This window comes from Collinsella stercoris DSM 13279 (assembly GCF_020735465.1).
GTDB lineage: Bacteria > Actinomycetota > Coriobacteriia > Coriobacteriales > Coriobacteriaceae > Collinsella > Collinsella stercoris.
In genome coordinates this window covers 806,077-832,071 of the sequence record NZ_CP085935.1, presented here as the reverse complement: position 1 = coordinate 832,071, position 25,995 = coordinate 806,077, and the positions used below count along the sequence as shown (strand labels likewise).

Annotated in this window: 24 protein-coding genes; 22 read left to right on the top strand and 2 right to left on the bottom strand. The window is 64.6% G+C overall.

All coding sequences use genetic code 11. The annotated features are described in order from the left end of the window. Positions 1–18: 18 nt before the first annotated feature. The 20 genes from trmD to hflX all read left to right on the top strand — a co-directional run bounded on the left by trmD (position 19) and on the right by hflX (position 23,277). Positions 19–789 carry a tRNA (guanosine(37)-N1)-methyltransferase TrmD gene (gene trmD / locus LK434_RS03575; RefSeq protein WP_006721176.1) on the top strand — a complete coding sequence of 257 codons (771 nt, stop codon included), beginning with the start codon at positions 19–21 and terminating at the stop codon, positions 787–789. Then, on the top strand, positions 786–1,343 hold the full coding sequence (lepB, locus tag LK434_RS03570) for a signal peptidase I (RefSeq protein WP_006721177.1): 558 nt from the start codon (positions 786–788) through the stop codon (positions 1,341–1,343). Before trmD ends, lepB begins: the two co-directional genes overlap by 4 nt. A gap of 125 nt (positions 1,344–1,468) precedes the next feature. After that, positions 1,469–2,359 (top strand): glycine--tRNA ligase subunit alpha, encoded by an 891-nt coding sequence (locus tag LK434_RS03565; protein ID WP_006721178.1) that lies wholly within the window; start codon positions 1,469–1,471, stop codon positions 2,357–2,359. Further along, positions 2,360–4,450 (top strand): glycine--tRNA ligase subunit beta, encoded by a 2,091-nt coding sequence (gene glyS / locus LK434_RS03560; protein ID WP_006721179.1) that lies wholly within the window; start codon positions 2,360–2,362, stop codon positions 4,448–4,450. 173 nt (positions 4,451–4,623) lie between these two features. Next, the gene (locus LK434_RS03555) at positions 4,624–5,406 is read left to right on the top strand and encodes a transposase (RefSeq protein ID WP_006721180.1); all 783 of its coding nucleotides are present in this window, start codon (positions 4,624–4,626) and stop codon (positions 5,404–5,406) included. A gap of 170 nt (positions 5,407–5,576) precedes the next feature. Next, positions 5,577–7,256 (top strand): ribonuclease J, encoded by a 1,680-nt coding sequence (locus tag LK434_RS03550; protein ID WP_006721181.1) that lies wholly within the window; start codon positions 5,577–5,579, stop codon positions 7,254–7,256. A 1-nt stretch (position 7,257) separates the two neighbouring features. After that, a complete protein-coding gene (locus LK434_RS03545) occupies positions 7,258–9,969 on the top strand; it encodes an FtsK/SpoIIIE family DNA translocase (protein ID WP_317134209.1) in 2,712 nt (903 codons plus the stop codon). Continuing rightward, positions 9,970–11,355, top strand: a complete 1,386-nt coding sequence (locus tag LK434_RS03540; protein ID WP_006721184.1) for a helix-turn-helix domain-containing protein — start codon at positions 9,970–9,972, stop codon at positions 11,353–11,355. A 35-nt stretch (positions 11,356–11,390) separates the two neighbouring features. Then, positions 11,391–11,888: a YajQ family cyclic di-GMP-binding protein gene (locus LK434_RS03535; protein ID WP_006721185.1), complete on the top strand. Its 498-nt coding sequence runs from the start codon at positions 11,391–11,393 to the stop codon at positions 11,886–11,888. A gap of 9 nt (positions 11,889–11,897) precedes the next feature. Then, entirely contained in the window at positions 11,898–13,235 is a 1,338-nt protein-coding gene (rimO, locus tag LK434_RS03530; protein ID WP_006721186.1) for a 30S ribosomal protein S12 methylthiotransferase RimO, read from the top strand. Between the two features lie 3 nt (positions 13,236–13,238). Beyond that, positions 13,239–13,877, top strand: coding sequence for a CDP-diacylglycerol--glycerol-3-phosphate 3-phosphatidyltransferase (gene pgsA, locus LK434_RS03525; RefSeq protein WP_006721187.1), 639 nt, complete (start codon positions 13,239–13,241; stop codon positions 13,875–13,877). A 75-nt stretch (positions 13,878–13,952) separates the two neighbouring features. Next, on the top strand, positions 13,953–14,456 hold the full coding sequence (locus LK434_RS03520) for a CinA family protein (protein ID WP_006721188.1): 504 nt from the start codon (positions 13,953–13,955) through the stop codon (positions 14,454–14,456). Between the two features lie 212 nt (positions 14,457–14,668). Then, on the top strand, positions 14,669–15,766 hold the full coding sequence (recA, locus tag LK434_RS03515; protein ID WP_006721190.1) for a recombinase RecA: 1,098 nt from the start codon (positions 14,669–14,671) through the stop codon (positions 15,764–15,766). Between the two features lie 7 nt (positions 15,767–15,773). Next, a complete protein-coding gene (locus LK434_RS03510) occupies positions 15,774–16,442 on the top strand; it encodes a regulatory protein RecX (RefSeq protein ID WP_006721191.1) in 669 nt (222 codons plus the stop codon). A 205-nt stretch (positions 16,443–16,647) separates the two neighbouring features. Further along, entirely contained in the window at positions 16,648–18,207 is a 1,560-nt protein-coding gene (gene rny, locus LK434_RS03505; protein ID WP_006721193.1) for a ribonuclease Y, read from the top strand. Between the two features lie 10 nt (positions 18,208–18,217). Then, entirely contained in the window at positions 18,218–19,306 is a 1,089-nt protein-coding gene (locus LK434_RS03500) for an ATP-binding protein (protein ID WP_006721194.1), read from the top strand. A gap of 86 nt (positions 19,307–19,392) precedes the next feature. Then, positions 19,393–19,713, top strand: coding sequence for a stage V sporulation protein S (locus LK434_RS03495; RefSeq protein ID WP_006721195.1), 321 nt, complete (start codon positions 19,393–19,395; stop codon positions 19,711–19,713). Continuing rightward, on the top strand, positions 19,713–21,074 hold the full coding sequence (gene miaB / locus LK434_RS03490) for a tRNA (N6-isopentenyl adenosine(37)-C2)-methylthiotransferase MiaB (RefSeq protein WP_006721196.1): 1,362 nt from the start codon (positions 19,713–19,715) through the stop codon (positions 21,072–21,074). The genes LK434_RS03495 and miaB overlap by 1 nt, the downstream gene beginning before the upstream one ends. After that, a complete protein-coding gene (gene miaA / locus LK434_RS03485) occupies positions 21,071–21,991 on the top strand; it encodes a tRNA (adenosine(37)-N6)-dimethylallyltransferase MiaA (RefSeq protein WP_006721197.1) in 921 nt (306 codons plus the stop codon). The genes miaB and miaA overlap by 4 nt, the downstream gene beginning before the upstream one ends. Then, entirely contained in the window at positions 21,988–23,277 is a 1,290-nt protein-coding gene (hflX, locus tag LK434_RS03480) for a GTPase HflX (protein ID WP_006721198.1), read from the top strand. Before miaA ends, hflX begins: the two co-directional genes overlap by 4 nt. Before the next feature lie 144 nt (positions 23,278–23,421). Here hflX and LK434_RS03475 read toward each other — a convergent pair whose 3' ends face one another. Both LK434_RS03475 and lexA read right to left on the bottom strand, forming a co-directional pair. Beyond that, positions 23,422–24,162: a heparan-alpha-glucosaminide N-acetyltransferase gene (locus LK434_RS03475; protein ID WP_006721199.1), complete on the bottom strand. Its 741-nt coding sequence runs from the start codon at positions 24,160–24,162 to the stop codon at positions 23,422–23,424. Positions 24,163–24,182: 20 nt separating this feature from the next. After that, the gene (lexA, locus tag LK434_RS03470; protein WP_006721200.1) at positions 24,183–24,821 is read right to left on the bottom strand and encodes a transcriptional repressor LexA; all 639 of its coding nucleotides are present in this window, start codon (positions 24,819–24,821) and stop codon (positions 24,183–24,185) included. A 158-nt stretch (positions 24,822–24,979) separates the two neighbouring features. Here lexA and LK434_RS03465 point away from each other — a divergent pair, with 158 nt between their 5' ends. After that, a complete protein-coding gene (locus LK434_RS03465; protein WP_006721201.1) occupies positions 24,980–25,447 on the top strand; it encodes a LysM peptidoglycan-binding domain-containing protein in 468 nt (155 codons plus the stop codon). A 102-nt stretch (positions 25,448–25,549) separates the two neighbouring features. Continuing rightward, complete coding sequence (gene nrdR / locus LK434_RS03460; protein WP_040361228.1) at positions 25,550–25,993, top strand: transcriptional regulator NrdR; 444 nt, start codon at positions 25,550–25,552, stop codon at positions 25,991–25,993. Positions 25,994–25,995 lie beyond the last annotated feature (2 nt).

Below are 25,995 nucleotides of genomic sequence, written 5' to 3'. Positions count from 1 at the left end.
CAATCGAGGGGAGTCCTCATGCTCATCGAGACCCTCTCGGTCTTTCCCGAGCTTTTCGAACCCTATATGTCCACGTCGATCATGGGGCGCGCCAGACGGCGCGGTCTGTTCGACTTTATGGCCCACGACCTGCGCGACTGGACCCATGATCGCCATCGCACGGTCGATGACGCCCCGTTTGGCGGCGGCGCCGGCATGCTCATGAAGGTCGAGCCCCTGCATGAGGCCATTTCCGATATCGCCTCGCGCGGTGAGGTGCGGCCGCGCGTCGTGTTCTTCACGCCCTGCGGCGGGACGTTCACGCAGGGCGTCGCACAGCGCCTCTCCCGCGCGGAGCGCATCTTGTTCGTGTGTGGGCGCTACGAGGGCATGGACGAGCGCGCGTACGACATGGCCGACGAGCGCCTTTCCATCGGCGACTACGTCCTCACCGGCGGCGAGCTGCCCGCCATGGTGGTGAGCGACGCGATCGTCCGGCTGCTCCCCGGCGCGCTGGGAAACGACATGGGCAGCGTGGACGAGTCGTTCTCCACCGCCGAGGACGGCGGGCTGCTCGAATACGAGCAGTACACGCGTCCCGCTCAGTTCAATGGGCGCTCCGTTCCCGACGTCCTTCTTTCCGGCGACCATGCCAAGGTCGACGCCTGGCGACGCGCTAACGCCATCGAGCGCACGTGCCGTTGGCGTCCGGACCTCATCGCCGATGCGCGCTTGAGCGATGAGGAGCGCGCGCGAGCGGAGGCGCTCATCGCGCGCTTCCATGATGCCGATGGGGGTGGTCGCGCATGACGCGGGTACGTGAATCGTTTTCGTCACTCGCCGAATGGGTGGGCGTCTTCCTGATCGCGTTTGCGGTCTTCGCGCTCGTGCGGGTGTTCATCGTGGCGCCGTTCACGGTCCCGACGGGCTCGATGGAGCCCACCATCCAGGTGGGTGACAACGTGCTCGCTCAAAAGGTCAGCGTCCGCATGGGGAGCGACGTGTCAACGGGGGATATCGTGGTGTTCGACAACCCGGTTGCCGACACCGAGCACGACATCCTCGTCAAGCGCGTCATCGCGCAAGGCGGCCAGACGGTCGATATGGTCGACGGCGTCGTGTACGTGGACGGCGTGGCGCTCGATGAGACGTATGTTCAGGGGTCGAGCTACCCCTTGTCGATGCAGGCGCCCGGCGTCGAGGTCAGCTTTCCCTATACCGTGCCCGAGGGGTGCATCTGGGTCATGGGCGACAATCGCGAGAACTCGGCCGATTCGCGGTATTTCGGCGCCGTTCCGCAAGAGAACCTCATCGGCGTCGCGTTCCTGCGGTACTGGCCGCTCGACCGCATCGGCCTGCTGTGATCGCCTGAGGCGCCACGGGGCCCGTTCGCCCGCGCCCGGAGCCGTGGCCGCCGGCCCCGTCGTCGACAATCCTTGGTACAATTTCGAATGTATGAGCCGTTACGGAGAAGGGGAGCAACGCCAAGATGAACCCGAATGCGTTGACGTTCCAAGACATGATCCTCAAGTTGGAGGCCTACTGGGCCAGCCACGGGTGCACCGTGATGCAGCCCTACGACTCCGAGGTGGGTGCCGGCACGTTCCACACCGCCACGCTGCTGCGCAGCCTGGGCAAGAAACCGTGGCGCGCCTGCTACCCGCAGCCCTGTCGTCGCCCGGCCGACGGTCGCTACGGCGAGAACCCCAACCGCATGCAGCACTATTACCAGTTCCAGGTGCTCATCAAGCCCAGCCCCAAGAACTCGCAGGAGCTCTACCTCGACTCGCTCGCGGCCATCGGCCTGGATCCGGCGGAGCATGACGTGCGCTTTGTCGAGGACGACTGGGAGAGCCCCACGCTGGGCGCCTGGGGCCTTGGCTGGGAGGTCTGGCTCGACGGCATGGAGGTCACGCAGTTCACGTACTTCCAGCAGGTCGGCGGCATCGAGTGCGATCCGGTGCCCGTTGAGATCACGTACGGCCTGGAGCGCATCGCCATGTACGCCCAGGGCGTCACGAGCGTGTACGACCTCGTGTGGTCCTACCTGCCCGACGGCACGCCCATGACCTACGGCGAGGTGTTCCTCGAGAACGAGCGCGAGTTCTCCGCGTACAACTTCGAGGTCGCCAACGTCGAGATGATGCGCCAGAAGTTCGACGACTTCGAGGCCGAGTGCCATGCGTGCCTCGAGGCCAAGCTGCCGCTGCCGGCGTACGACTGCGTGATGAAGTGCTCGCACAGCTTCAACGTGCTCGACGCCCGCGGCGCCCTGTCCGCCACGGAGCGCGCGGCCTACATCCTGCGCGTCCGCACGCTCGCCAAGGCGTGCTGCGAGTCCTATTTGGCTGAGGTTGCCCAGAAGGGGGAGGTGGCGTAAATGGCGTCCACGCGTGATTTCCTGTTCGAGATCGGCGTCGAGGAGATGCCCTCCGCGCCGCTCAATAACGCCGTCAAGCAGCTCAAGGTGCTCGTCGCCAAGGGCCTGGACGAGGCGGGCCTGTCCCACGGGGACGTCCGCATCGTCTCCTCGCCGCGCCGCCTCGCCGCGCTCGTGAGCGATGTCGCCGAGGCCACCGAGGAGATCCACTCCGTCCTGCGCGGGCCTTCCGCCAAGATCGCCTTCGATGCGGACGGCAACCCCACCAAGGCCGCCGAGGGCTTCGCCCGCAAGAACGGCTTGACCGCAGCAGAGCTCATCCGTCGCGAGGATACCGACGGCACGGAGTACGTGTTCGCCGAGCAGAACACCCCCTCCGAGCCCGCGGCGCCCATGCTCGCCCGCATGGCGGAGGCCGTCATCGCTCAAATCGAGTGGCCCAACTACCGTAGCCAGCGCTGGGGCGCGGAGCGCGCGACGTTCGTCCGCCCCATTCGCTGGATCTGCTGCCTGTTCGGCGACGACGTTGTCGAGGTGCGTTACGCGGACGTGGTGAGCGGCCGCACGACGCGCGGCCATCGCGTGCTGTCCCCAGGCGAGCACGAGGTCGCCTGCCCGGCCGTGTATGAGCAGGTGCTCGAGTCCGCGCACGTGCTTTCCGCCGAGCGCCGCGAGAGCGTCATCCGCGAGGGCATCGCGCAGGTCGAGGCCGAGCTTGGCGTGCATGTCGACACGCCCGCCAAGGTGTTCGACGAGGTCGTGAACCTCTGCGAGTGGCCGACCGTCCTCGTGGGTCATTTCGATGAGGAGTTCCTCGCCGTCCCCTCCGAGATCATCTGCGAGTCCATGCTCTCCAACCAGCGCTATTTCCCCACGTACGACGCGCAGGGCAACCTCACGCGCGCCTTCGTGGTCGTCTCCAACGCCGACCCTGCGGTCAGCGAGACGGTCATCGACGGCAACGAGCGCGTGGTTCGCGCCCGCCTGTACGACGCCAAGTTCTTCTATGACGAGGATCTCAAGATCGACCTTGAGGAGTTCCGCTCGCGCCTGGCCAAGGTCGGCTTCCAAAAGAAGCTCGGCACGGTGCTGCAGAAGTCCGAGCGCATGGAGGACCTCGCGCTCGCCATTGCCCGCGAGGCGCGCATCGGCGCCGATGCGGCCAGCGACGCCCAGCGCGCCGCGCACCTGGCGAAGGCGGACCTCGTGTCCTCGGCCGTCGTCGAGTTCACGAGCCAGCAGGGCGTGATGGGTGGCTACTACGCCGCGGCCGCCGGAGAGGCACCCGAGGTCGCCGCCGCTATCCGCGATCACTATCGCCCGCGCTTCGCCGGTGACGCCCTGCCCGAGGGAACGGCCGGCTGCATCGTGGCCGTCGCCGACAAGCTCGACACCATCGCCGGCATGTTCGCCATCGGCGAGCCTCCGACCGGTTCCAAGGACCCCTTCGCGCTGCGCCGTTCGGCCATCGGCGTGCTGAACATCCTGCGCGATCGCCTGGGCTGCGGCTATGAGGCGCTCGTCGACGCCGCGCTCGACGCTTACGCCGAGCAGGGTCTTGAGTTTGACAAGGCCGAGGTTGCCGCTTCCGTGTGCGCTTTCATCAAGGGCCGCATGGAGCAGATGGCCCGCGACGAGAAGATCGCGCCCGACACGGTCGCCGCCGTGTCCGCTGGCTCCGTGACGACGCCGGCGCATTACTTCGAGCTCGCCCATGCGCTGGAGCATGCGCGCGCCAATGACCGCGCGGCCTTCGATAACCTCGCAACCGCCTATGCCCGCGCCGCCCACCTGGCCGACGCCTCCGTCGGATGCGAGGTGGATGAGGCGCTCCTGGGTGACGCCGAGCGCGTGCTGCTCGAGACGATCGACGCCGCCGAGGCATCCGTCGCGTCCGCCCTTTCCGCGCAGGATTTCCCGGGCGTCATCTCCGCCCTCGCCGCCCTGCGCGAGCCCATCGACGCGTTCTTCGATGAGGTCATGGTCATGGACGAGGATGAGCGCCTGCGCACCAACCGCCTGGCTCTGCTCAACCGCTTCGCCGCGGTCTTTTCCGGCATCGCCGACCTCGGCGCGATGGCCCGCAAGTAATGTGTCATTATGTGTCGTTTGGGGTCAGACCCCAAACGACACATCTGCAAAGCAGTGTGTAGCTTTCGCCCCGGACCTGCAATCGACAGGTCCGGGGCTTTGTGCGATTTGGGGTCAGACCCCAAATCGCACATCGTGGGCTCGCGTCTCAACCTGATTTCGTTTGGGTATGAATGGCGTATCAAGAGGATGGGGAGGGGATTGCGATGCCGCGAAAACCGAGGAGGCTTCTGGATACTGGTTATTATCATATCGTCTTAAAAGGATCTGGAAATCAGATCCTTTTTGAATCTGAGGGGGACTACCGTAAGTTCCTCTCGTATCTCTACGAATTTGCCGCCCGTCATAAGCTCCAGCTTATCGCCTGGTGTCTCATGAGCAATCACGTCCATCTGGTTGTGCTCGACACTGCCCAGGCGCTCTCGTCATGCATTCACGACCTCGCGACGGCCTATGCCGTGCACTTCAATAGGTGCAACGGGCATTCGGGCCCCGTGTTTGATGGCAGGTTCCATAGCGTGCTCATCGAGTCCGATGAGCAGTTCTTGTCCGCCGTCCGCTATGTGCACGACAATCCGCAAAGGGCATCGATCTGTTCGGCGTCGGATTACCCCTGGAGCAGCTATGGCGAGTACCTGCATCCTGAGTCGTCTCAAGTCAAAACCGATGTCCTCTTTGACCTCATAGGAGGAAAAGAGCGGTACGAGGCCTTCTTGTCGGACGATTCGTACGGAGTCTATGTGTTTAGGGGGACATCTCGTCTGAAAGACGAGGATGCGATCATTGTCGCCAAGCAGCTCTTGGGTTCAGACGAGTTGTCCAAGCTTCGGTCTTTGCCGACGGAACAGCGAGCCCATGGTCTGCAGCTGCTCAGAGACGCAGGCTTAACGCTCAAGCAAGTTGAAAGAGTGACTGGTATTGGGCGCGGCATCATCTCGCGATACACCCATGCCTGATGTGTAATTTGGGGTCTGACCCCAAATTACACATCGTCCTTGCCGTGCGCGCCCGCTACAATGGAACGGAATGTGCCGGACCTCTCGAACCGGCCGTGGTTTTAGACCAGTGCGATGGGGGAGTCCCATCGTTTTTGTATGAAACGCAACCGAAAGGAACTACCAAACCTATGGCGACTACCAACAAGAAGGCCTCCGCCGCGCTCAAGGTCATCCCCCTGGGCGGCCTTGACGGCATCGGCAAGAACATGACCGCTTTCGAGTGCGGCGATGACATGGTGCTCATCGACGCCGGCCTCATGTTCCCCGACGACAACCAGCCCGGCATCGACCTGGTGCTGCCCGACTACACCTATGTGCTGGAAAACGAGCACAAGCTGCGCGGCATCATCATCACGCACGGCCACGAGGACCACACGGGCGCCCTGCCGTATCTGCTCCAGGACCTCAACAACAAGGTGCCGATCTTCTCGAGCAAGCTCACCTTGGGCTTCATCGAGGGCAAGCTCTCGGAGTTCCGTATCCGCGCGCCCAAGTTCCGCGAGGTCAAGGGCGGTAGCCACATCAACCTCGGGTGCTTCTCCATCGAGTTCTTCTCGACCACGCACTCCATTCCCGGCGCGCTCGGCGTGTTCCTCAAGACCCCCGCGGGCACCGTCGTCCACACCGGCGACTTCAAGCTCGACCAGACGCCCATCGACGGCGTGACGCCCGATTACGGCGCCATCGCCAAGTTCGGCAAGCAGGGCGTCGACCTGCTCATGTCCGACTCCACCAACGCCACCGTCCCCGGGTTCACCAAATCCGAGGCTGAGGTGGGTCCGTCGCTGCTGCACATCATCAAGAACGCCAAGGGCCGCGTGTTCGTCGCGTCCTTCTCCAGCCACATCCATCGCCTGCAGCAGATCTGCAACGCCGCCAAGACCTGCAACCGCAAGGTCGTGGTGACGGGGCGCTCCATGCTCACGAACACCCGCGTAGCGCGCGAGCTCGGCTACCTCAAGGTCGATGAGTCCGACCTGGTGGACGCCTTCGACATCAACGGCCTCCCCGAGGACAAGATCGTGGTCATGTGCACGGGCTCCCAGGGCGAGCCGCTGTCCGCGCTTTCCCGCATGGCCAACGGCGAGCACAAGACGCTCTCCATCCACGAGGGCGACACGGTCATCATCTCCGCCACGCCGGTCCCCGGTAACGAGAAGGCCGTGCAGCAGGTCATCAACAGCCTGGCCAAGCTCGGCTGCGACGTGTACGACAAGAGCCGTGCCCTCGTGCACGTGTCGGGCCATGCGAGCCAGGAGGAGCTCAAGCTCATGCTGGCGCTCACCAAGCCGACGTTCTTCATGCCCGTCCACGGCGAGGCTGTGCATCTGCGCGCGCACGCCGCGCTGGGCGAGAAGATGGGCATCCCCGCAAAGAACATCTTCGTGATCGACAACGGTGACACGCTCGAGATGCGCGACGGCCGCGTCAAGCGCGGGCGCTCCGTGGAGTCCGGCGTCGTCTACGTCGACGGCCTGCGCATCGGCGACACCGACCCCATCGTCCTGCGCGACCGCCAGAAGCTCGCGAGCGACGGCATGGTGACCGTCGTCGCCATGCTCGACATGAAGCGCAAGCAGATCGGCGACATCGAGTTCTCCGGGCGCGGCGTCTCGTTCCCCATCGACGACCAGTTCTCCGCCGACGCATCCGCCGCCGTGCAGCGCGCCATCGAGAAGGGCAAGTTCAACTTCTCGAGCTCCGGCACGGACGCCATCCGCAAGGCGGTTCGCGACGCCCTGTCCAACTACATCTGGAACAACAACCGCACGCGACCGATGATCATCCCGGTCGTCATGGAGGTGTAGGTTGCCTCGCGCAAACGCCGCTTCCAACAAAAAGAAGGCCGCATCCGGCGCCCGCGCCGCGGGTTCCAAGCAGCCCGCGGCGAAGCTGCGCGCCAACGCCGCCCGCCAGGCGCAGGCCGAGCCGTCGCTCGAGCCCTTGATGGGCGTCTCCGCCGGTCGCGATATCGCGGGCATCGTGATCGCGGTGGCCGCCGTGGTGTCGTTCATCGCGGTCGTCTCGCCGACTTCCGCGCCCGTCTCCAACGCCATCGCGGGGTTCTACCACCTGGGCTTCGGGCTGGGCGCCTACGTGCTGCCGTTTTGCCTGCTGCTGTTCGCCGCGGGCCTCTTCCTGCGCGATCGGGCCCCCTTGAACGCCCGTACGCTCGCGGGCGGCGGCATCATATTCACCTGCGTGCTCTCCATGCTGTCCCTCATGGTGCCCGGCACCGACTTTTCCACCGCGGGCATGTTCGAGCCCCACGCCCTGGCAGCGTCCGGCGGCTACCTCGGCGCGTTTTTCGCGAGCATGCTGCAGCAGGCGCTGGGCAAGACCATCGCGATGGTGGTCCTCGTCGGCCTGGTTATTGTCGGCCTCGTCATCATCGGTTTTTCGGTCAGCGCGTTTTTCCAGGCCGCGGCCGAGCGCGCGCGGCGTCTGGCGGAGCGCCGGTGCGTCGACGTCAACGCCATGCCCTGGGGCGAGGATCCCGCAGCCGCCCCGGCTCGTTCGGGCTCGCCCGCTCCTGTGGAGATGCCGTCACACGGCGGTGCCGCCGCACGCCAGGACACCCTGTTCGACGAGGACGGCGCCGCCGAGACCACCTTCCTCGGCGCGCGCGAGACGACGGTCCTGCCGTCTCGTTTCGATGACGAGCCCGAAGAGGACCCCTTCGTCGACGTGAGCGACCAGCTCGCCGCCGAACGCGCAAAGACCACGCTGATCCCCGTTCCCGATCGACGCGGCACCCAGGAGGCCGAAAGCCCTTCCGAGGACCTCGAGACGCCGCCGCTCGACGTGCCCAGCGCCGATGACATCGCCGCGCTTGACGCCGATGACGGGGAAGAGTATGGCCCCGATCGCACTACACCCGACCGCACCACAGCCGACCACGCGTCCTCCGCGGCCCCGGCGATCCCCGACTTCCTCGCTCGCCGGCAGAAGCCCTCCCAACCCGCCGCCACGCGCGTCTCCGACGAGGATGCCGCCGACGTCGACGGCGAGAAGGGGGAGGGGGAGCTGCAGCTCCCCCCGTTGAGCATGCTTCGCCATAACCCCCACTCGGCCTCGTCCGCCTCCTCGGAAAAGGAGCTCGAGCAGACGGCCCACTCGCTGCAGTCCACCCTGAACGAGTTCGGCCTGCACTCCCGCGTGGTGGGCTGGATCTCCGGCCCCACGGTGACCACCTTCAAGGTGCAGCCGGGGGAGGGCGAGCGCGTGAGCCGCATCTCCAACCTCGAGGACGACATCGCGCTGTCGCTCGCCGCACAATCGGTCCGCATCTTCGCGCCGATTCCCGGCACCTCGCTCGTGGGCATCGAGATCCCCAACGCCAAGCGCCAAAACGTCAACCTCGGCGACGTGCTGCCCTATGTCCAGGGAGGCCCGCTGGAGCTGGCCATCGGTCGCGATGCCGAGGGTCAACCCATCGTGGCGGACCTTGCCAAGATGCCGCACCTGCTCATCGCCGGCACCACCGGCTCGGGCAAGTCCGTCATGATCAACTCCATCATCATGGCGCTGCTCATGCGCAGCCTGCCCGAGGACGTGCGCCTGATCATGGTCGACCCCAAGCGCGTCGAGCTCTCCGGCTACAACGGCCTGCCGCACCTCTATGTGCCTGTGGTGACCGAGCCCAAGCAGGCGGCGAGCGCCCTGCAATGGGCCGTCTCCGAGATGGAGCGCCGGCTCAAGGTGTTCGAGCGCATCGGCGTGCGCAAGATCTCGACGTTCAACGAGAAGCAGGCCTCCGGTGCGTTCGAGCACTACGACAACCCGCCGGCCAAGATGCCCTACCTCGTCATCATCATCGACGAGCTCTCCGACCTCATGATGGTCGCCGGCAAGGACGTCGAGGCGTCGATCGTGCGCATCGCCCAGCTCGGCCGCGCCGCGGGCATCCATCTCATCGTGGCGACGCAGCGCCCGAGCTCCAACGTGGTCACCGGCCTCATCAAGGCCAACATCACCAACCGCATCGCGTTCAACGTCGCCACCGGCATCGACAGCCGCGTCATCATCGACCAGATGGGCGCTGAAAAGCTCACCGGTTACGGCGACATGCTGTTCTCCAAGGTGGACTGGGGCAAGCCCAAGCGCATCCAGGGCTGCTTCGTGTCCGACGACGAGATCAGCGCCGTCACCGAGTTCGTCAAGGAGCAGGGTGCGCCCGACTACCACGAGGAGATCCTCTCCGCCGTCGCGCCCGCTACGATGTCCGGCACAGGCGGGGGCTTCTACAACGAGGCCCCCAGCGAGGACGACCCCCTGCTGTGGGATGCCGCGCAGATCGTCGTCGAGACGCAGCTCGGTTCGACCTCCGGCCTTCAGCGCCGTCTCAAAGTCGGGTACGCCCGCGCCGGGCGCATCATGGACATGCTCGAGGAGAAGGGCATCGTGGGCCCGCCCGACGGCTCAAAGCCGCGCGAGGTGCTCTACGATGAGGAGGGTCTCGCGGCTCTGCGCGCCGTCGAGGAGCCGTTGAGCGACGAAGAGATCTTTGGAGGGATGTAAATGAGCCGTCATTTCGGCGACATGCTGCTTGAGCGCCGTCGTCAGATGGGCGTCTCCATCCAGCAGGTCTCGAACATCGTCAAGATCCGCCCGCAGATTATCGAGTACTTCGAGACGGAGAACTTCGCGGCCATGCCGCCTCGCGGCTACGCCCAGGGAATGATCTCGAGCTACGCGCGCTACCTCGGCCTCAACCCCCACGACGTCGTCGACGCGTATTTTGACGCGCTGCATGAATATGAGCACGGCAGCGGCAGGCGCGTGGGCAGGTTCCAGGAGGCGGCCGCCGACGCGAGCCCGCGCAGCTCCAATGCGCCGGCGCGCTACATGATGGTCAACTCGGTCCCGCCCTCCCGATACGGCTCCCGGCCGCAGCAGGCAGGATACGTTTCCGAATCGACCTCGCCGCACGAGCCCATGGCCTCGGCCCGCCTGCGCCCCGCGCAAGGGGGGAGGGGGTCCTCCTCGCGCGGGTACGACCCCACGCTTCGATCGCGCACGAACGGGCGTGACGCCGCATATGACCCCGCACGCCGCGGCGACCCTCGCACCGCACCTCGCGCCCAGAACCGCCCCGCCGCGCGCGACTCACGCCGTGCGGGCGGCGGCTCCGCCCAGCGCTACGGGAACGGATTCGACGAACGTACGCGTCGCGATGCGCACGGCGTTCGCCCGGAGCACTACGGGCAGGGAGGAACCCGCCCGCCCCGCGGGAGGGGCGGGGCGCGCAACGCGCCGACGCCTCCTACCGACCCCCGTCTGCTGATTGCGGGCGGCGTCATCGCCCTTCTCGTCCTCGTGCTCCTGGCGGTCTTCGCGATGCGCGGCTGCGCGCCCGCTCCCAATGATCGCGCGGGCTCGTCAGACGCGTCCGTCTCGCAGGTCGACAAGAAGGCAAACGACGATCCTGCAGAAGAAGACGAGGGCGAGGATGCGGGGGAGGACCCCGAGGCCGGCGAGGACGGCCAGGACGCCTCCGCCGAGGCGGATGACGAGCCCGAGGAGACGATCGTCAAGGTCTCGGTGAAGGAGAAGGGCGCCGTCGCCTGGGTCGAGGTCAAGCTCGACGGGAAGATCGTCTTGGGCAAGCAGGTCCTCGGTCCGTTCGAGCAGGAGTTCACCGTCACGAGCCAAATCGACATCACCACCGATTCGCCGAGCGACGTCACGGTGCGAAAGAACGGCGAGAAGGTGCGTTACGATACCAAGGTCTCGGGCGTCGGCAAGGTTTCGATCGTCGCGCCCAAAAAGGACTCATCAGATGAGAAGGTCGTCGACAGCGACGGCGACGGCACGCCGGATATGACCGCCGCAGAGGCCGAGGCGGCGGGCATAGACGTACCCGCCGGCGATGCAGGCAACGATACGGCCTCGAATGCCGCATAGGCGCATGAGAGAGCCCGAGCAGCAAGGAGCACACCATGGCAAAAGATTCCAGTTTCGACGTCGTGTCCGAGGTCAACATGCAGGAGGTCGACAACGCCTTCCAGCAGGCCGCCCGCGAGCTCTCGCAGCGCTACGACCTCAAGGACTCGGGCGCGACCATCGAGCTTTCCAAATCCGACAAGCTGTTCACCCTGCACGCCCCCGCGGACTTCGTGGCGCGTCAGGTCATCGACATCTTGTCGTCTAAGCTCATCAAGCGCGGTGTCGACGTCAAGACCGTCTCCTGGGACGATCCCCAAGCCGCCTCCGGCGGCGCCGTCCGCCTGACCGGCCGCATCGTCGAGGGCATCGACCAGGCCACCGCCAAAAAGATCAACAAGGACATCAAGGACCAGAAGCTCAAGGTCAAGGTGACCATCGAGGCCGACAAGCTGCGCGTGTCGAGCGCCTCGAAGGACGCCCTGCAGCAGGTCATCGCCTTCCTGCGCGAGCAGGACTACGGTCAGCCGCTCCAGTTCACCAACTACCGTTAGGAACGTGGTATGCCACACGCCTCCATTCTGTACGTGACGCTCGGATGCGCCAAGAACGAGGTCGACACCGACCGCATGCGCTCCCTGCTCAACGGCGCCGGTTACAACGAGGTCTTCGAGGCCGATCAAGCCGATGCCGTCATCATCAACACCTGCTCGTTTTTAGCGTCGGCGACGTCGGAGAGCATCGAGACGACGCTCGCCCTCGCCGAGGAGGTCGCCGAGGGCGTGCGGGACACGCGCATCGTGATGTGCGGTTGCGTCCCATCCCGGTATGGCGCCGACCTGCCCGAAGAGCTCCCCGAGGTCGCCGCCTTCGTCCGTGCCGATGAGGAGGACGGGATCGTCTCCGTCATGGACGGGGTGCTCGGCGTCGAGCGCGACGTCCTGCCGCACGTCCCGCGCATCAAGCGCACCGTCGAGAGCGCCGTCGCCTACGTCAAGATCTCCGACGGGTGCGACCGTTTCTGCAGCTTTTGCGCCATCCCCTACATCCGCGGTCGGTACCACTCCCGCTCCGCTGAGGACATCATCGCCGAGGTCCGCGAGCTGGTGGCCGGCGGCGTGCGTGAGATCGTGCTGATAGGCCAGGACACCGGCATCTGGGGCACCGATTTCACGGAGGGAGTCGAGGGCCCCGCCAACCTCGCCCAGCTCATGGTCGCCGTGAGCGAGGCGGTACGTCCCGCCAACGTGTGGATCCGCGTTCTGTACCTGCAGCCCGAGGGCATGACGGACGAGCTCATCGCGGCCATCCGCGACACGCCCGAGGTCCTTCCCTACATCGATATCCCCGTGCAGCACTGCAACGCGCGCATCCTCAAGGCCATGCATCGCAGCGGGTCGGAGGAGGAGCTGACGCGGCTGTTCGCCAAGCTGCGCGCCGAGATCCCCGGCATGGTCATCCGCACCACGAGCCTCGTGGGCTTTCCCTCCGAGACCGACGATGAGGCCAAGCAGATGCTCGCGTTCATGGATCGCGAGGGCTTTGACTACACGAGCGTGTTCCCCTACTCACCCGAGGAGGGCACGCGTGCCGCCGCGATGGACGGGCAGGTCGACGAGGACGTCAAGCTCGAGCGCACCCAGGCGGCCATGGACCTAGCGGAGTCGCTCGGTTTTGCGGCGACGGCCGCCCATGTGGGCGAGGTCGCCGAGGTCATCGTCGACGGCGTCGAGGAGACCGACGAGGGCCTCGAGCTGATCGGTCACGCGTGGTTCCAGGCCCCCGATTCCGACGGTGCCGTGCACCTCGATGCGACCGATGCCGCCGTCGGTGATATCCTGCAGGTTCGATTTACCGACAGCTTCTGCTATGAGCTCATCGGTGAGGTTGTGGAGGAGTAGAAGATGGCCGTCAACGCCAAGGGCAGGGAGATCACGAGCATCTGGACGCCGGCCAATGTGGTCACCTGCGTGCGCATCGTCTTCATCCCGCTGTTCATGATCGTGAGCGAGTGGTCGTTCGGCCTGTCGGCAAACGGCGGCGCGGGGACGTCCGGCGTTCTCGCCTGGGTCGCCTTCGTTTTGTACCTCGTCCTCAGCGCCACCGACAAGGTCGATGGCGATTTGGCGCGCAAGCGCGGAGAGGTCACCGACTTCGGCAAGTTCCTCGATCCCATCGCCGACAAGCTGCTCGTGTTCTCCGCTCTGCTGATCTTGCTCGAGCACGGCCTGGTGAACGTGTGGTTCGTGTTCATCATCATGTTCCGCGAGTTCCTCGTCAGCGCGCTGCGCATGGTGGCGAGCGCGAACGGCGAGGTCATCGCCGCCGACAAGCTCGGAAAGTGGAAGACCGCGGTCACCATGGTGTCGCTGTGCGCCTACCTGCTCTTCATCGCCCTTTCCGTCCAGGGCGGCGTGGCGACGGGCATCGTGGGCGGCCTGCTCGCGTTCTGCCGTGTGTCGATGCTCGCAGCGGTCATCCTCACCGTCGTTTCGGGTGCCCAGTATTTCTGGAACGCCCGCCACATCATTTTCCGCGTGTAGCGCGCGGTCATGCACGCCACCGCCCCGCGACCCACCTGCATGGTCGCGGGGCTTTTCATGTAAGGAGCGAACGGCATGGATGCCATGACGTTGGAAGAGCGCATCGAGTGCGCCGCACGCGAGCTCGTCGATCGCGCCCGAGGTATCGGCCTGACACTCGCCACGGCGGAGTCCTGCACGGCCGGTCTCGTCGCGGCGCGTATCGCCGATATCCCCGGGGCCAGCGACGTGCTGCGCGGGGGAGCGGTGACGTATTGCGACGCCGTCAAGCGGCGCGTTCTCGGCGTCTCCGAGGATACGCTGCGCCTGCATTCCGCGGTGAGCGACCCGTGCGCACGCGAGATGGCCGTCGGCGCGCGCGGGCTCTTCGAAGCGGACATGGCGGTCAGCCTCACGGGGTACGCCGGGCCGGGGGGCGGCACCCTCGACGACCCCGCCGGCACCGTGTACATCGGCCTTGCGGACGGGCGCGGCGCGACATGCGCACGGTGCTCATTTGAGGGCTCTCGCAACGACGTGCGCGCTCACGCCGCCCTGTGCGCGCTGCAGATGCTCCTCAAGCGCTGCGATGATATGTGATCTACGTGCAGAACCTGCGTCCACACAAGCGGTTGATGCCGAGCCGCGCGATACCTGACCTGCGGGTGTTCGATTGCCGTCTCACGCGTGTCAGATGTCTCGCAGACCATACGGACGGACTTCAGGACGATGGGGCTTAGGATTCCCTCAAGGGTATTGACCACGAACACCCGTTCGCGTACTATCGAGGCACACAACATCAAGGAGGAGCAATGGCCAAGAGTTCAGGGCCCGCGCGTGTCATTCACGAGCGCACCACGGGCGAAGAGCGCGAGAAGATGATCCAGGTCACGAAGGCCGAGATCATCAAGAAGTTCGGCGACGGTTCGATTATGCGCTATGGAGACGGCGGGCCGGAACTGGAAGTCGAGGCCATCCCGACCGGCGCCATCTCGCTCGATGCCGCCCTGGGCATCGGCGGCGTGCCCCGCGGGCGAATCATCGAGATCTTCGGCCCGGAGTCGTCCGGCAAGACGACGCTGTCCCTGGAGATTCTCGCCGAGGCGCAGGCCATGGGCGGCGTCGCGGCGTTCATCGACGCCGAGCATGCACTCGACCCCACATACGCCGCCCGCATCGGCGTGGACATTGACGAGGTTCTCATCTCGCAGCCCGATACGGGCGAGCAGGCCCTCGAAATCTGCGATATGCTCGTGCGCTCCGGTGCGATCGACGTGGTGGTCATCGACTCGGTCGCCGCGCTGGTGCCCCGTGCCGAAATCGAGGGCGAGATCGGCGAGACCACGGTCGGCCTCCAGGCGCGTCTCATGAGCCAGGCCCTGCGCAAGCTCGCCGGCTCACTGTCCAAGTCCAACACGACGTGCATCTTCATCAACCAGCTTCGCGAGAAGATCGGCGTCATGTTCGGCAGCCCCGAGACCACCACGGGCGGACGCGCGCTCAAGTTCTTCTCCTCGGTGCGCATCGACATCCGACGCATCGAGAGCATCAAGATCAAGGACGAGATCGTCGGCAATCGCGTCCGCGCCAAGATCGTCAAGAACAAGGTGGCGGCCCCGTTCCGCACGGCGGAGTTCGACATCATGTACGGAACCGGCATCTCCAAAGAGGGTTCCGTGCTCGACATGGCCGTCGAGTATGAGATCGCCACTAAATCTGGCGCGTGGTACACCTACGACGGCGAGCGCCTCGGCCAGGGTCGCGAGGCCGCCAAGGACACCTTGCGCAAGAACCCCGAGCTTCTGGACGAGCTCGACCACAAGGTTCGCGTCGCATGCGGTCTCGAGCTCGAGGACGAGCCGGTGGGCACGGTCGTGGATCCGGGCGACGACGCGCCCCTCTCGGTGTAAGCCCCTCATGACGCTGAGCATGGTCGAGCTCGAGGTGCGTCTTCCCGACCGGAAGCGCGCCTCGAGCTCGTTTTCCCTCAACAAGCCCATGGCCGAGGTGTCGTGCATCATGGACGGTGGCCGTGTTCGCGAAATCGTCGTCCCCGTGCGCGTCGGCAGGGTCCTCATGACGGACCCTCTACCTTTGCCCCTGCCCGAGGAGGAGGCGTTCGACGCCATTCACGCCCTTGAGGGGCGCATCTGCTTTTCCGTCATGACCGAGATGCTCTCGCGCAGGGATTACGCGACGGGCGAGCTGCGCGACAAGCTCAAGCGGTACGGGTATCGCGACCAGGAGATCGACGCCTGCCTCGCCAAGGCGGCGGATCTGCGCTTCATTGACGACAACCGCTTTGCCGGCTACTTCATCGAGGAGCGAAAGCGCCGGGGGTGGGGGAAGAGAAAGATCGAGCGGGAGCTCTCGCTGCGCGGCGTCTCGATCGAGGACATCCCCGGATATCCCGATGAGTACTTCACCGATGAGGACGATCTGGAGCGCGCCTGCGCCCTCCTTACGCGCAAATCGCTGCCCGATGACCGGGCGTTCGAAAAGCTCGTTCGCCACCTCATGGGCAAGGGCTTCTCCTACGGCGTCGCGGCGCAAGCCGCTCGCCGGCGCATCGATGACTCCCGTTGATTGAGTTTTTGACAAAATCCCTGCTTCAACGTAGGATGGGTTTGTCATTTGTTTGCTATGCGCTCATCCTTGGCGATGAGATTGACGATATCTTCTATCGGACCGATTTCAAATCCCCCTTGGTGGACCATATCCGGCAAATGTCCCACCTCCCGCTTTGGGCGGGCGGTGGTTCCATGCACTTAAAACACCCTAAGGAGTAGCCATGTCCGTCGTGTCTGTGCTCGTCGGCATCGCTTGTCTCGCTCTTGGCGCCATCGTGGCCGTTCTGGTCATGCGCAACGCCAAGAACGGCAGCGTGCGCGAAGCGGAATCCAAGATTCAGAGCGCCCACAGCGAAGCCGAGCAGGTCGTCGCTGATGCCAAGCGCGCCGCAGAAACCCTCAAGAAGGAGGCCCTGCTCGAGGCCAAGGAGCAGATCATCCAGAACAAGCAGGCCGCCGAGGCTGAGGAGGCGCAGCGCAAGAAGGAGATTCGCGTTCTCGAGAACCGCGTCATGCAGCGCGAGGAGTCGCTCGACCGCCGCAACGACGCGCTCGACAAGCGCGAGCACCAGCTGTCCAGCCAGCAAGGCCAAATCGAGAAGCGCTCTCGCGAGCTCGATGAGATGTATGCCCGCCAGACGAGCGAGCTGGAGCGCATCGCCGAGCTCACGCGCGAGGACGCGCATGCCGAGTTGCTCGACAAGGTGCGCGGCGAGGTCACGCACGAGGCCGCGACCATCATTCGGGAGTCCGAGCAGAAGGTCAAGGCGGAGTGCCACAAGACCGCCCAGGAGATCATCTCCCTCGCGATCCAGCGGTGCGCATCCGACCACACGGCCGAGGTCACGGTCACGTCCGTGCACATTCCCTCCGACGAGCTCAAGGGCCGCATTATCGGTCGAGAGGGCCGTAACATCCGCACGTTCGAGCAGGTCTCCGGCGTCAACCTCGTGATCGACGACACCCCCGAGACCGTCGTGCTCTCGAGCTTCGACCCCGTGCGCCGCGAGACGGCGCGCGTGGCGCTTGAGAACCTCATCGCCGATGGCCGCATCCACCCCGCCCGCATCGAGGAGATGTATCAAAAGGCTTCCGACCTCGTGCAGCAGCGCGTCCGCGAGGCCGGTGAGCAGGCGGCGTTCGACATGGGCATCCACGATCTGCACCCCGAGATCATCAAGACCCTCGGCGCCCTGAGGTACCGCACCTCGTTCGGTCAAAACGTGCTGCGCCACTCCCTCGAGGTCGCCGACCTGTGCGCCATTATGGCCGCCGAGCTCGGCGTGGACGTGCTCACGGCCAAGCGCGCCGGCCTGCTGCACGACCTCGGCAAGGCCATCGACCGCGAGGTCGAGGGTCCCCATGCGGTGATCGGCGCCGAGCTCGCCCGCCGCTATGGCGAGAAGCCCGCGATCGTCCACGCCATCGAGGCCCATCACGGCGATACCGACCCCAACACCGTCCTCGACGTGCTCGTTCAGGCCGGCGACGCCATTTCCGCCTCGCGCCCGGGCGCACGTCGTGAATCCGCCGAGAACTACATCAAGCGCTTGGAGAAGCTCGAGGAGATCGCCAACTCCCACGAGGGCGTCGAGCGCACGTACGCCATGCAGGCCGGCCGCGAGGTCCATGTCATGGTTCAGCCCGACAAGGTATCCGATGCCGATTCCGCCGTGCTCGCGCACGATATCGCGCAGCAGATCGAGGAGGAGATGGAGTACCCCGGTCAGGTGCGCGTCGTCGTCATTCGCGAGAGCCGCGCCGTCGACGTCGCCAAGTAGGTAGCGTCTCATGGCGGACGGAAACGATCTCATCTCATTCATCGCCTCCATGTCGGGGGAGGGGAACCTCCGCGTCGAGGAGAACCTGGGCGACGGGTTCGTCCGTCTGCGCGTGTCCGAGGCCGAGCGCCGTCAAGCCAAGCACGATATCCAGCATGTCGAGGACATCGTCGTCGAGATGCTGCGAAATGCCCGCGATGCGGGCGCCCGTTCGATATACATCGCGACGAGCAAGGAGGAGGGTGTTCGCACCCTCCTCTTCATCGATGACGGCTCCGGTGTGCCCGAGGAGATGCGGGAGCGCATTTTCGATGCGCGCGTCACCTCCAAATTGGAGTCCATGAAGATGGACCGATGGGGAGTCCATGGGCGCGGCATGGCGCTCTTCTCCATCCGACAGAACACCCTGAGCTCCGAGGTGGTCGCATCGGGCCTCAAGCTCGGATCCGCCTTTCGCGTGACGGTCGATACCGATGCGCTGCCCGAGCGCGCCGACCAATCCACGTGGCCGCAGACCGCCAAGGACGAAGAGGGCGCGTTGAGCTGCGTGCGCGGACCCCATAACATCGCGCGCGCCGTATGCGAATTCGCCTGCGAGGAGCTGCACGGCTGCGACGTGTATCTTGGTTCGCCCACCGAGATCGCTGCGACCCTGTACGCGCATTCCCTGGCGCGCGTCGACACCACGCGGCTGCTCTTCATCGATTCCGAGGACCGACTCCCCGTGGTCGACCGCCTCGCGTGCGCGTCCGATGCCGTCGAATTCATTCGAATCGCCGCCTCCATGGGCATCGACATCTCGGAGCGAACCGCGCATCGTATCTTGGGGGGCTCGATCGCCCCGCTTCGCAGCGCCGCCTCGCGCCTGTTGCGGGAAAAGTCCGATATGCCCAACGCCCCGGCTCAGGTCGACCTGTCCCGCGACCGGCGCGGATTGAAGATCGCGAAGGATGACCTGGCGGCGTTCTCGCGTTCGATGGAGCGCGAGTTCTCCGACCTCGCATCCCGGTACTACCTCACACTCGCACGCGACCCCAAGATCCGCGTGACCCGCGATCGCATCACCGTCACGTTCGACATCGGCAAGGAGGAGACCTAGGGTCAGCGCCCTTGTCCCGCGGTGCCGCCTGCGGTATCGTTTCGTCACGCACCTTTATATGCACTTTATATGCTGGAGAAACGTACATGGAATTCCTCAAGGTCTCGAGTAAGTCCTCGCCCGCGTCCGTGGCCGGCGCCATCGCGGGCATGGTCAAGGACGGCGTCCCGGTGAACATGCAGTGCGTCGGCGCCGGTGCCGTCAATCAGGCCATCAAGGCCATGGCCATCGCGCGAGGCTTCCTGATCCCGACGGGCTATGACATCTCGTGCGCACCCGTCTTCTCCGATATCCTCATCAACGGAGAGTCGCGCACCGCCATCCGCCTATCCGTGTATGTACATCGCATCTCCGTGTCAAACTTCGACGCCTCCGAGTTCACTGACGATTTCAAGCAGGTCTGCTGATGACTGATCTCTCCATTCTTTCGGGCAAGACGTACTTCATCCGTACGTTTGGCTGCCAGATGAACCTTCACGACTCCGAGCGCGTCAGCGGACTGCTCGATTCGCTCGGCTGCCTGCAGGCGCTCGACCCCAAAGACGCCGACATCGTCATCTTCATGACGTGCTGCGTGCGCGAGGCGGCCGATACGCGCCTCTACGGGCAATGCTCCTCGTGCAAGAGCCTTCCCGCATCGCCGAGCGGCCGCCGTGTCGTCGCGGTGGGCGGCTGCATCGCTCAGCGCGACGGGGAGGGCCTTCTCACCAACCTGGACAACGTCGATGTCATCTTTGGCACGCACTCCATCGCCCATGTGGGCGACCTGCTCGCAGACGCCTTCGCCGATGGGGATCGCCACGTTCGCGTCGAGGAGATCGACTCGGGCGCCGCGACCGAAATGCCGTGGCATCGCGAGACGGCCTACCACGCCTGGGTCCCCATCATGACCGGATGCAATAACTTCTGCAGCTATTGCATCGTCCCGTACGTCAGGGGCCGTGAGAAGAGCCGTCCCATGGAGGAGATCGTTGACGAGGTGACGGGACTTGTGCGCCAGGGCGTGCGCTCCGTCACGCTGCTGGGCCAAAACGTCAACTCATACGGTCGCGACCATGGTTCCGCTCCGCGCTTCGCCGAGCTCCTGCGGCGCGTGGGTGAGACGGGCGTCGAGCGCATCTACTTCACCTCCTCGCACCCCAAGGACCTCCTGCCCGAGACCATTGACGCCATAGCCGAGGTTCCCGCCGTGATGCCGCAGCTTCACCTGGCCGTGCAATCCGGCTCCTCGCGCATCCTCAAGCTGATGAACCGCAAGTACACGCGCGAGCAGTATCTCGACCTCGTCGATCGCGTTCGCGACCGCATCCCGGACATCGCGCTCACCACCGACATCATCGTCGGGTTCCCCGGTGAGACCGAGGAGGACTTCGAGCAGACGGTCACCCTCGTCGATGAGGCCAAATTCGCCCAGGCGTTCACGTTCATCTACTCCAAGCGCGCGGGAACGCCGGCCGCCGAGATCGACGATCCCACGCCGCGTTCCGTCATCCAGCAGCGGTTCGACCGATTGGTCCGCCATGTGGAGACGACGGCCTTCGATTACAACCAGCGCTTTCTCGGCACCACGGTCCCCATGCTCATCGAGGGCACGTCCAAGAAGAACGACGCCGTGCTTCAAGGCAAAAGCCCCTGGAACCAGACGGTCCACTGCCCGGTCCCCGAGGGCATGGACGCCCGTCAGCTCATCGGCAAGATACTCGATGTTCGCGTCGACGCCGCGCGCACATGGTATCTCTCGGGAAGCTCTCTGGGCGACCCGCGATGATCGCCGTTCTCGCCATCACCGGCCCCACCGCGGTGGGGAAGAGCGCCGTGGCGGATCGCGTCGCGCTCGCCTTGAGGTCCGAGGTGCTTTCCGCCGACGCCATGCAGGTGTACCGCGGGATGGATATCGGCACCGCAAAGACGCCCGAGTCCGAGCGGCTCGTCCCCTTGCGCCTCGTCGACCTCGTCGAGCCCGACGAGGCGTATTCCGCAGCTCTCTATCAACGCGATGCTCGGGCGCACATCGATCGCCTGCTGCAAGACGGCCGGGTTCCGGTTGTATGTGGGGGAACCGGTCTCTACCTCAGGGCCGCCCTCGACGTCATGGAGTTTCCCAAGGGCGAGCTGGAAGACGAACGCAGGGCCTCCTACATCGAGCTGTATGAGCGCTTGGGCGACGAGGGGCTGCACGCCCTCCTTGCCGAGCGTGACCCCAGAAGCGCGCAGCTCGTGCACCCCCACAACGTCAAACGCGTGATCCGCGCGCTCGAGATGCACGATGAGGGCGTGTCGTATGCCGAGCAGGCATCGGGTTTTTCCCATCCCCGTCCGTTTTACGACCACCTCACCTTCGCGCTCACCATGGATCGCGCGCGCCTGTATGCGCGCATTGACGATCGCGTGGACATCATGATGGACGAGGGACTCTTGGACGAGGTCCGCCGTCTCGTCTCGGCGGGGGCGGGAGATGCGTTGACCTCCCGACAGGCGATCGGCTACAAGGAGCTCATCGATTACCTCGAAGGCCGCTGCTCGCTTGCTGAGGCCGTGGACCTCATCAAGCGGCGATCGCGCCGGTATGCCAAACGCCAGCTTGCATGGTGTCGCCGCGATTCGCGGATTCGTTGGCTCGACATGGACGAGCTGGGGATCGACGGCGCCGTCGAGCGCATCGCTTCCGAGGCGACCGCCTCATGAGCCGGTTCCAACCCATCTCGACTGAACGGGTCGCGGAGCGCGCCGTGCTCATGGGCGTCGACACGCGTGACGGCCTGTGGCCCACGGAGCGCTCGCTCGATGAGCTTGAGCGCCTCGCCGACACCGCCGGAGCCGTCGTGGTGGCGCGACTCACCCAACGGCTCGATCGTCCCTCGCCTAAAACGTACATCGGTTCGGGCAAGGTCGAGGAGCTGCGCGGCTTCGTGCAACGCCTCGATGCCGACGTGGTGATCTTTGATGACGACCTGAGCCCCTCGCAGCAGTCCAACCTCGAGCGCGCGCTGGGTGAGCCCATCAAGATCATCGACCGGACCGCGTTGATCCTCGACATCTTCGGCCTCCACGCCCGCACACGCGAGGGAAGGCTCCAGGTGCAATTGGCGCAACTCCAGTATCTTCTCCCGCGGCTCAGGGGCATGTGGACCCACCTTGCGAAAGAGCAGACGCGCGGCGGCATTGGAAGCCGATTTGGCCAAGGCGAAAGTCAGCTCGAAGTCGATCGCCGCATGATCCGCAATCGCATCGCCTCGCTTCGCAAGGAGCTCGCCGTGGTGGAGCGGCGGCGCGCCGTCCAGTCCAAATCACGAACCGGATCGCTGGCCTTTCGCATCGCGCTCGCCGGATACACCAACGCGGGAAAATCGAGCCTGCTCAACCGACTGACCGGATCGGACGTCCTTGCCCAAGACAAGCTGTTCGCTACGCTCGATCCGACCACGCGCTCCTACGAGCTGCCCGGCGGTCGCGCCATCACGATAACCGATACCGTGGGGTTTATCCAAAAGCTTCCCCATGGGCTGGTCGAGGCGTTCAAATCGACCCTGTCTGAGGTGCGGGATGCCGATCTCATCCTCAAAGTGGTCGACGTGTCGGACGAGGACCGTGACCGCCAGATCGAATCGGTCGACCGGGTCCTGTGCGATGTGCACGCCGAGTCGCAGCGCGCGCTCACCGTATACAACAAGATAGATCTTCTCGATCCCTCTGAGGTCGAGCGGCTCAAGCGCCGACATCCCGATGCGCTGTTCTTTTCCGCGCGCACCGGTGCGGGCATCGAGGAGCTTCGCCAGCGCATCGCGCGAGAGGCGGCGCTGACCGATGAGCTCATGTCCTGTGAGATTCCCTACGGTGAAGGCGCACTCATGGCGGCCATTCGCCAACAGGGAAGCATCTTGTCCGAATCCTTCGAGTCCGATCACGTGTGCATGGTGTGCCGCGTGCCCGCGCATATCGCCGCACTCGTACGGCCGTTTCAGACCGAATAGGGGCGTGCCGTCACCGAGCGTCAACAGCAGAGGGAGCCTTCACCTCATCGATCGTAGATTCCTCGCGAGTTTAGAATTTCTGTCGTTCAGGACTTCTCTCTGTACGCGATGAACATGTGAGCCCAAGGGGCATGCGCGACGTTATCACATGAATATGATCTCGAGCGCCAGCAGGATGGCGATCTGGTGCACGGCATATATGACCAGCGCATGCCTACCTAACCACGCGAGCGCCGGCACGTGCCGTCCATACATCCAGCGCGGATATGCTCGATGGGATTGAGTCCATCCGCGTGCCATGAGCGCGCTCGCCGCATAGAGGAAAAAGAAGGGGACGAGCGGGTAGTAGTCGCCCGACGAGAAGCCGGGACCGGGAAAGCCCAGCCAGGCGAGGCCCCCCACGGCATAACGGCTCCTGGGAACTTGATAGAGCGCACCAAAAAGGACGGCGCAGAGAAACGCCGCGGGCACGCGCCATCGCGTGAGCGCCTGGGGAAACGCATGCTCCAGGCACCACCACAGCAACGTGCACGCCGCCATGCAATAGATGATGCCAAACGAGATGGGCGTATCGACGGCGGCCCATGAGGTCGCAATCCATATAGCCACCGCTATGGCGGCGTACTGGCAGCCGCGCCTGAGATTGCTCCGGCTCAGCGACGTCATCCAACCGGCCAGCGCGAGAAACGTCCAGCTGATCGAAACCCTCCAGAGCTCCTGAATCCATCCGGTGGTGAATAAAGGCATATCGACGCCGTACAGATACGCCAAATCATATGCCGCATGGAATGCGACCATGGAGAGAACCGCGGCGCCCCTCAACTCATCGAGCGCGTGAAGGCGTTTTCCCGAACCAGGTTTTCCGTCCTCATGTCGATCCATCATAGATGAGATGTTCCAGCGGCCTAGAAGCGCCGCATCAGCGCGACGACCTTACCTAAAATCGTGGGGTTCTCGGCGTAAATCGGCTCCATCGCGTCGTTCTCGGGCTGTAGGCGAACCCTGCCCTGTTCCTTGTAAAACGTCTTCACCGTGGCCTCACCGTCGATCAGGGCAACGACGATCTCCCCGTTCATGGCGCTTTTCTGCTCGCGTACAACGATGTAATCGCCGTTGTAGATCCCCGCGTTGATCATCGACTCGCCGTGCACCTCGAGCATGAAGGAGCTGGAATCGGTCGCGATCTCGGTGGGCAGCGTGAACGTGTCCTCGATATTTTGCTCTGCGAGGATGGGCAGACCCGCGGCGACGCGCCCGACCAAGGGAAGGGACACCGTGCCCCGGGACGCCGGCCGCTCCGTCTCGGTCACGGCACATGAGCTTCCGTCCGAATTGAACACCTCGAGTGCACGCGGTTTCGTCGCGTCGCGTTTGATGAGCCCCAGGTCCTCGAGTGCGCTGAGATGGGCGTGGACCGTCGAAGGGGAGGAGAGGCCGACGGCGGCGGCCATCTCGCGCACGCTCGGAGGATAGCCCTTCTCCTTTTGGTATGAGCGGATGAAGTCGTAGATCTGCTGCTGGCGCTTGGAGATCTTGCGTGCCATGGGCGCTCCTTCCAAATACAAACATCTGTTCGTATTTTTCTTGACAAGAACAACTGTTCGAAGATAATAATACACGAACACTCGTTCTTGTGCCACATGTTTTGTCTGGACGCTCGGATATAACTGGTGCATCAAGAAGAAGAGCGAGAGGAGCACTCATGAAGTCCACCGCATGCACCTATGGAAACCTTGCCCTTGAGGTCGAGCCCGCCGCCGCCACCGCGCTGCGCGTCATACCCGGTTCCAAGCCCATGCTCCAGACGGGGGCCCTGCAAGTCGCCGCACCCGATACCTACGCGCTCTCACAAGTCGCCGAGTCCGCACGTCCGCGCAAGGGCGTCCTTTGCCTCGTCGCCGCATGCCTGTTCCTCATGGCCCTTGGCGCCTCCGCGTTCCATGGCGCTGCGCGAAGCGCCTCGCATCAGCTGGCCCTCGACCAGCTCAACACGCGAACGGTCACCGTGGAACCCGGCGATTCGCTGTGGAGCATCGCCGCGGAGCATGACGTCGAGGGCATGTCCATCGACGATGAGGTCGAGCTCATGCGCACCATGAACTCACTCACATCCGCCACGTTGCACGCCGGCATGGAGATCGAGGTCCCCGTCACAGCTCAGGCCGCATGAATCTCTGTAAGCATACAAGTATCCCGTATCTAGTGGCATGCGGAGCGTGAGTCGCCATATGTGGTATGCTTAATCAGTTGTCGTTGTGAGGGGAGTGTCCACATGCGTTGTCCCAAGTGCGGACATGGCGATACGCGCGTCATCGATTCACGCATGCAGGAGTCGACGAACGCCATCAAGCGTCGTCGGGAGTGCCGCTCCTGCGGGTATCGCTTCACCACCTTCGAGCGCTGCGAGGACCCCATCGAGGTGCTCAAAAGCGACGGCACGACGCAGCCATTCGATCGCAATAAGCTCATGGTGGGCCTCATGCGCGCCACCTCCAAGCGCGACATCGACCTGCCGCAGCTCAATGCGCTCATCGACGACATCGAGCTTGAGCTGCGAGGCGGCACCCGCACCGCCGTGAGTTCTCATGACATCGGCGATATGGTGCTCAAGCGCCTTGAGAAGCTCGACAAGGTCGCGTATATCCGCTTCGCGTCCGTGTACCGCGATTTTCAAGACATCGATGAGTTTCTTTCCGAACTCGACAAATTGAGGTGAAC

Bases quoted from the DNA above. Each gene is read 5' to 3' on its own strand.
- trmD (WP_006721176.1), top strand. From the start codon at position 19: ATGCTCATCGAGACCCTCTCGGTCTTTCCCGAGCTTTTCGAACCCTAT.
- lepB (WP_006721177.1), top strand. From the start codon at position 786: ATGACGCGGGTACGTGAATCGTTTTCGTCACTCGCCGAATGGGTGGGC.
- LK434_RS03565 (WP_006721178.1), top strand. From the start codon at position 1,469: ATGAACCCGAATGCGTTGACGTTCCAAGACATGATCCTCAAGTTGGAG.
- glyS (WP_006721179.1), top strand. From the start codon at position 2,360: ATGGCGTCCACGCGTGATTTCCTGTTCGAGATCGGCGTCGAGGAGATG.
- LK434_RS03555 (WP_006721180.1), top strand. From the start codon at position 4,624: ATGGCGTATCAAGAGGATGGGGAGGGGATTGCGATGCCGCGAAAACCG.
- LK434_RS03550 (WP_006721181.1), top strand. From the start codon at position 5,577: ATGGCGACTACCAACAAGAAGGCCTCCGCCGCGCTCAAGGTCATCCCC.
- LK434_RS03540 (WP_006721184.1), top strand. From the start codon at position 9,970: ATGAGCCGTCATTTCGGCGACATGCTGCTTGAGCGCCGTCGTCAGATG.
- LK434_RS03535 (WP_006721185.1), top strand. From the start codon at position 11,391: ATGGCAAAAGATTCCAGTTTCGACGTCGTGTCCGAGGTCAACATGCAG.
- rimO (WP_006721186.1), top strand. From the start codon at position 11,898: ATGCCACACGCCTCCATTCTGTACGTGACGCTCGGATGCGCCAAGAAC.
- pgsA (WP_006721187.1), top strand. From the start codon at position 13,239: ATGGCCGTCAACGCCAAGGGCAGGGAGATCACGAGCATCTGGACGCCG.
- LK434_RS03520 (WP_006721188.1), top strand. From the start codon at position 13,953: ATGGATGCCATGACGTTGGAAGAGCGCATCGAGTGCGCCGCACGCGAG.
- recA (WP_006721190.1), top strand. From the start codon at position 14,669: ATGGCCAAGAGTTCAGGGCCCGCGCGTGTCATTCACGAGCGCACCACG.
- LK434_RS03510 (WP_006721191.1), top strand. From the start codon at position 15,774: ATGACGCTGAGCATGGTCGAGCTCGAGGTGCGTCTTCCCGACCGGAAG.
- rny (WP_006721193.1), top strand. From the start codon at position 16,648: ATGTCCGTCGTGTCTGTGCTCGTCGGCATCGCTTGTCTCGCTCTTGGC.
- LK434_RS03500 (WP_006721194.1), top strand. From the start codon at position 18,218: ATGGCGGACGGAAACGATCTCATCTCATTCATCGCCTCCATGTCGGGG.
- LK434_RS03495 (WP_006721195.1), top strand. From the start codon at position 19,393: ATGGAATTCCTCAAGGTCTCGAGTAAGTCCTCGCCCGCGTCCGTGGCC.
- miaB (WP_006721196.1), top strand. From the start codon at position 19,713: ATGACTGATCTCTCCATTCTTTCGGGCAAGACGTACTTCATCCGTACG.
- miaA (WP_006721197.1), top strand. From the start codon at position 21,071: ATGATCGCCGTTCTCGCCATCACCGGCCCCACCGCGGTGGGGAAGAGC.
- hflX (WP_006721198.1), top strand. From the start codon at position 21,988: ATGAGCCGGTTCCAACCCATCTCGACTGAACGGGTCGCGGAGCGCGCC.
- LK434_RS03475 (WP_006721199.1), bottom strand. From the start codon at position 24,162: ATGATGGATCGACATGAGGACGGAAAACCTGGTTCGGGAAAACGCCTT.
- lexA (WP_006721200.1), bottom strand. From the start codon at position 24,821: ATGGCACGCAAGATCTCCAAGCGCCAGCAGCAGATCTACGACTTCATC.
- LK434_RS03465 (WP_006721201.1), top strand. From the start codon at position 24,980: ATGAAGTCCACCGCATGCACCTATGGAAACCTTGCCCTTGAGGTCGAG.
- nrdR (WP_040361228.1), top strand. From the start codon at position 25,550: ATGCGTTGTCCCAAGTGCGGACATGGCGATACGCGCGTCATCGATTCA.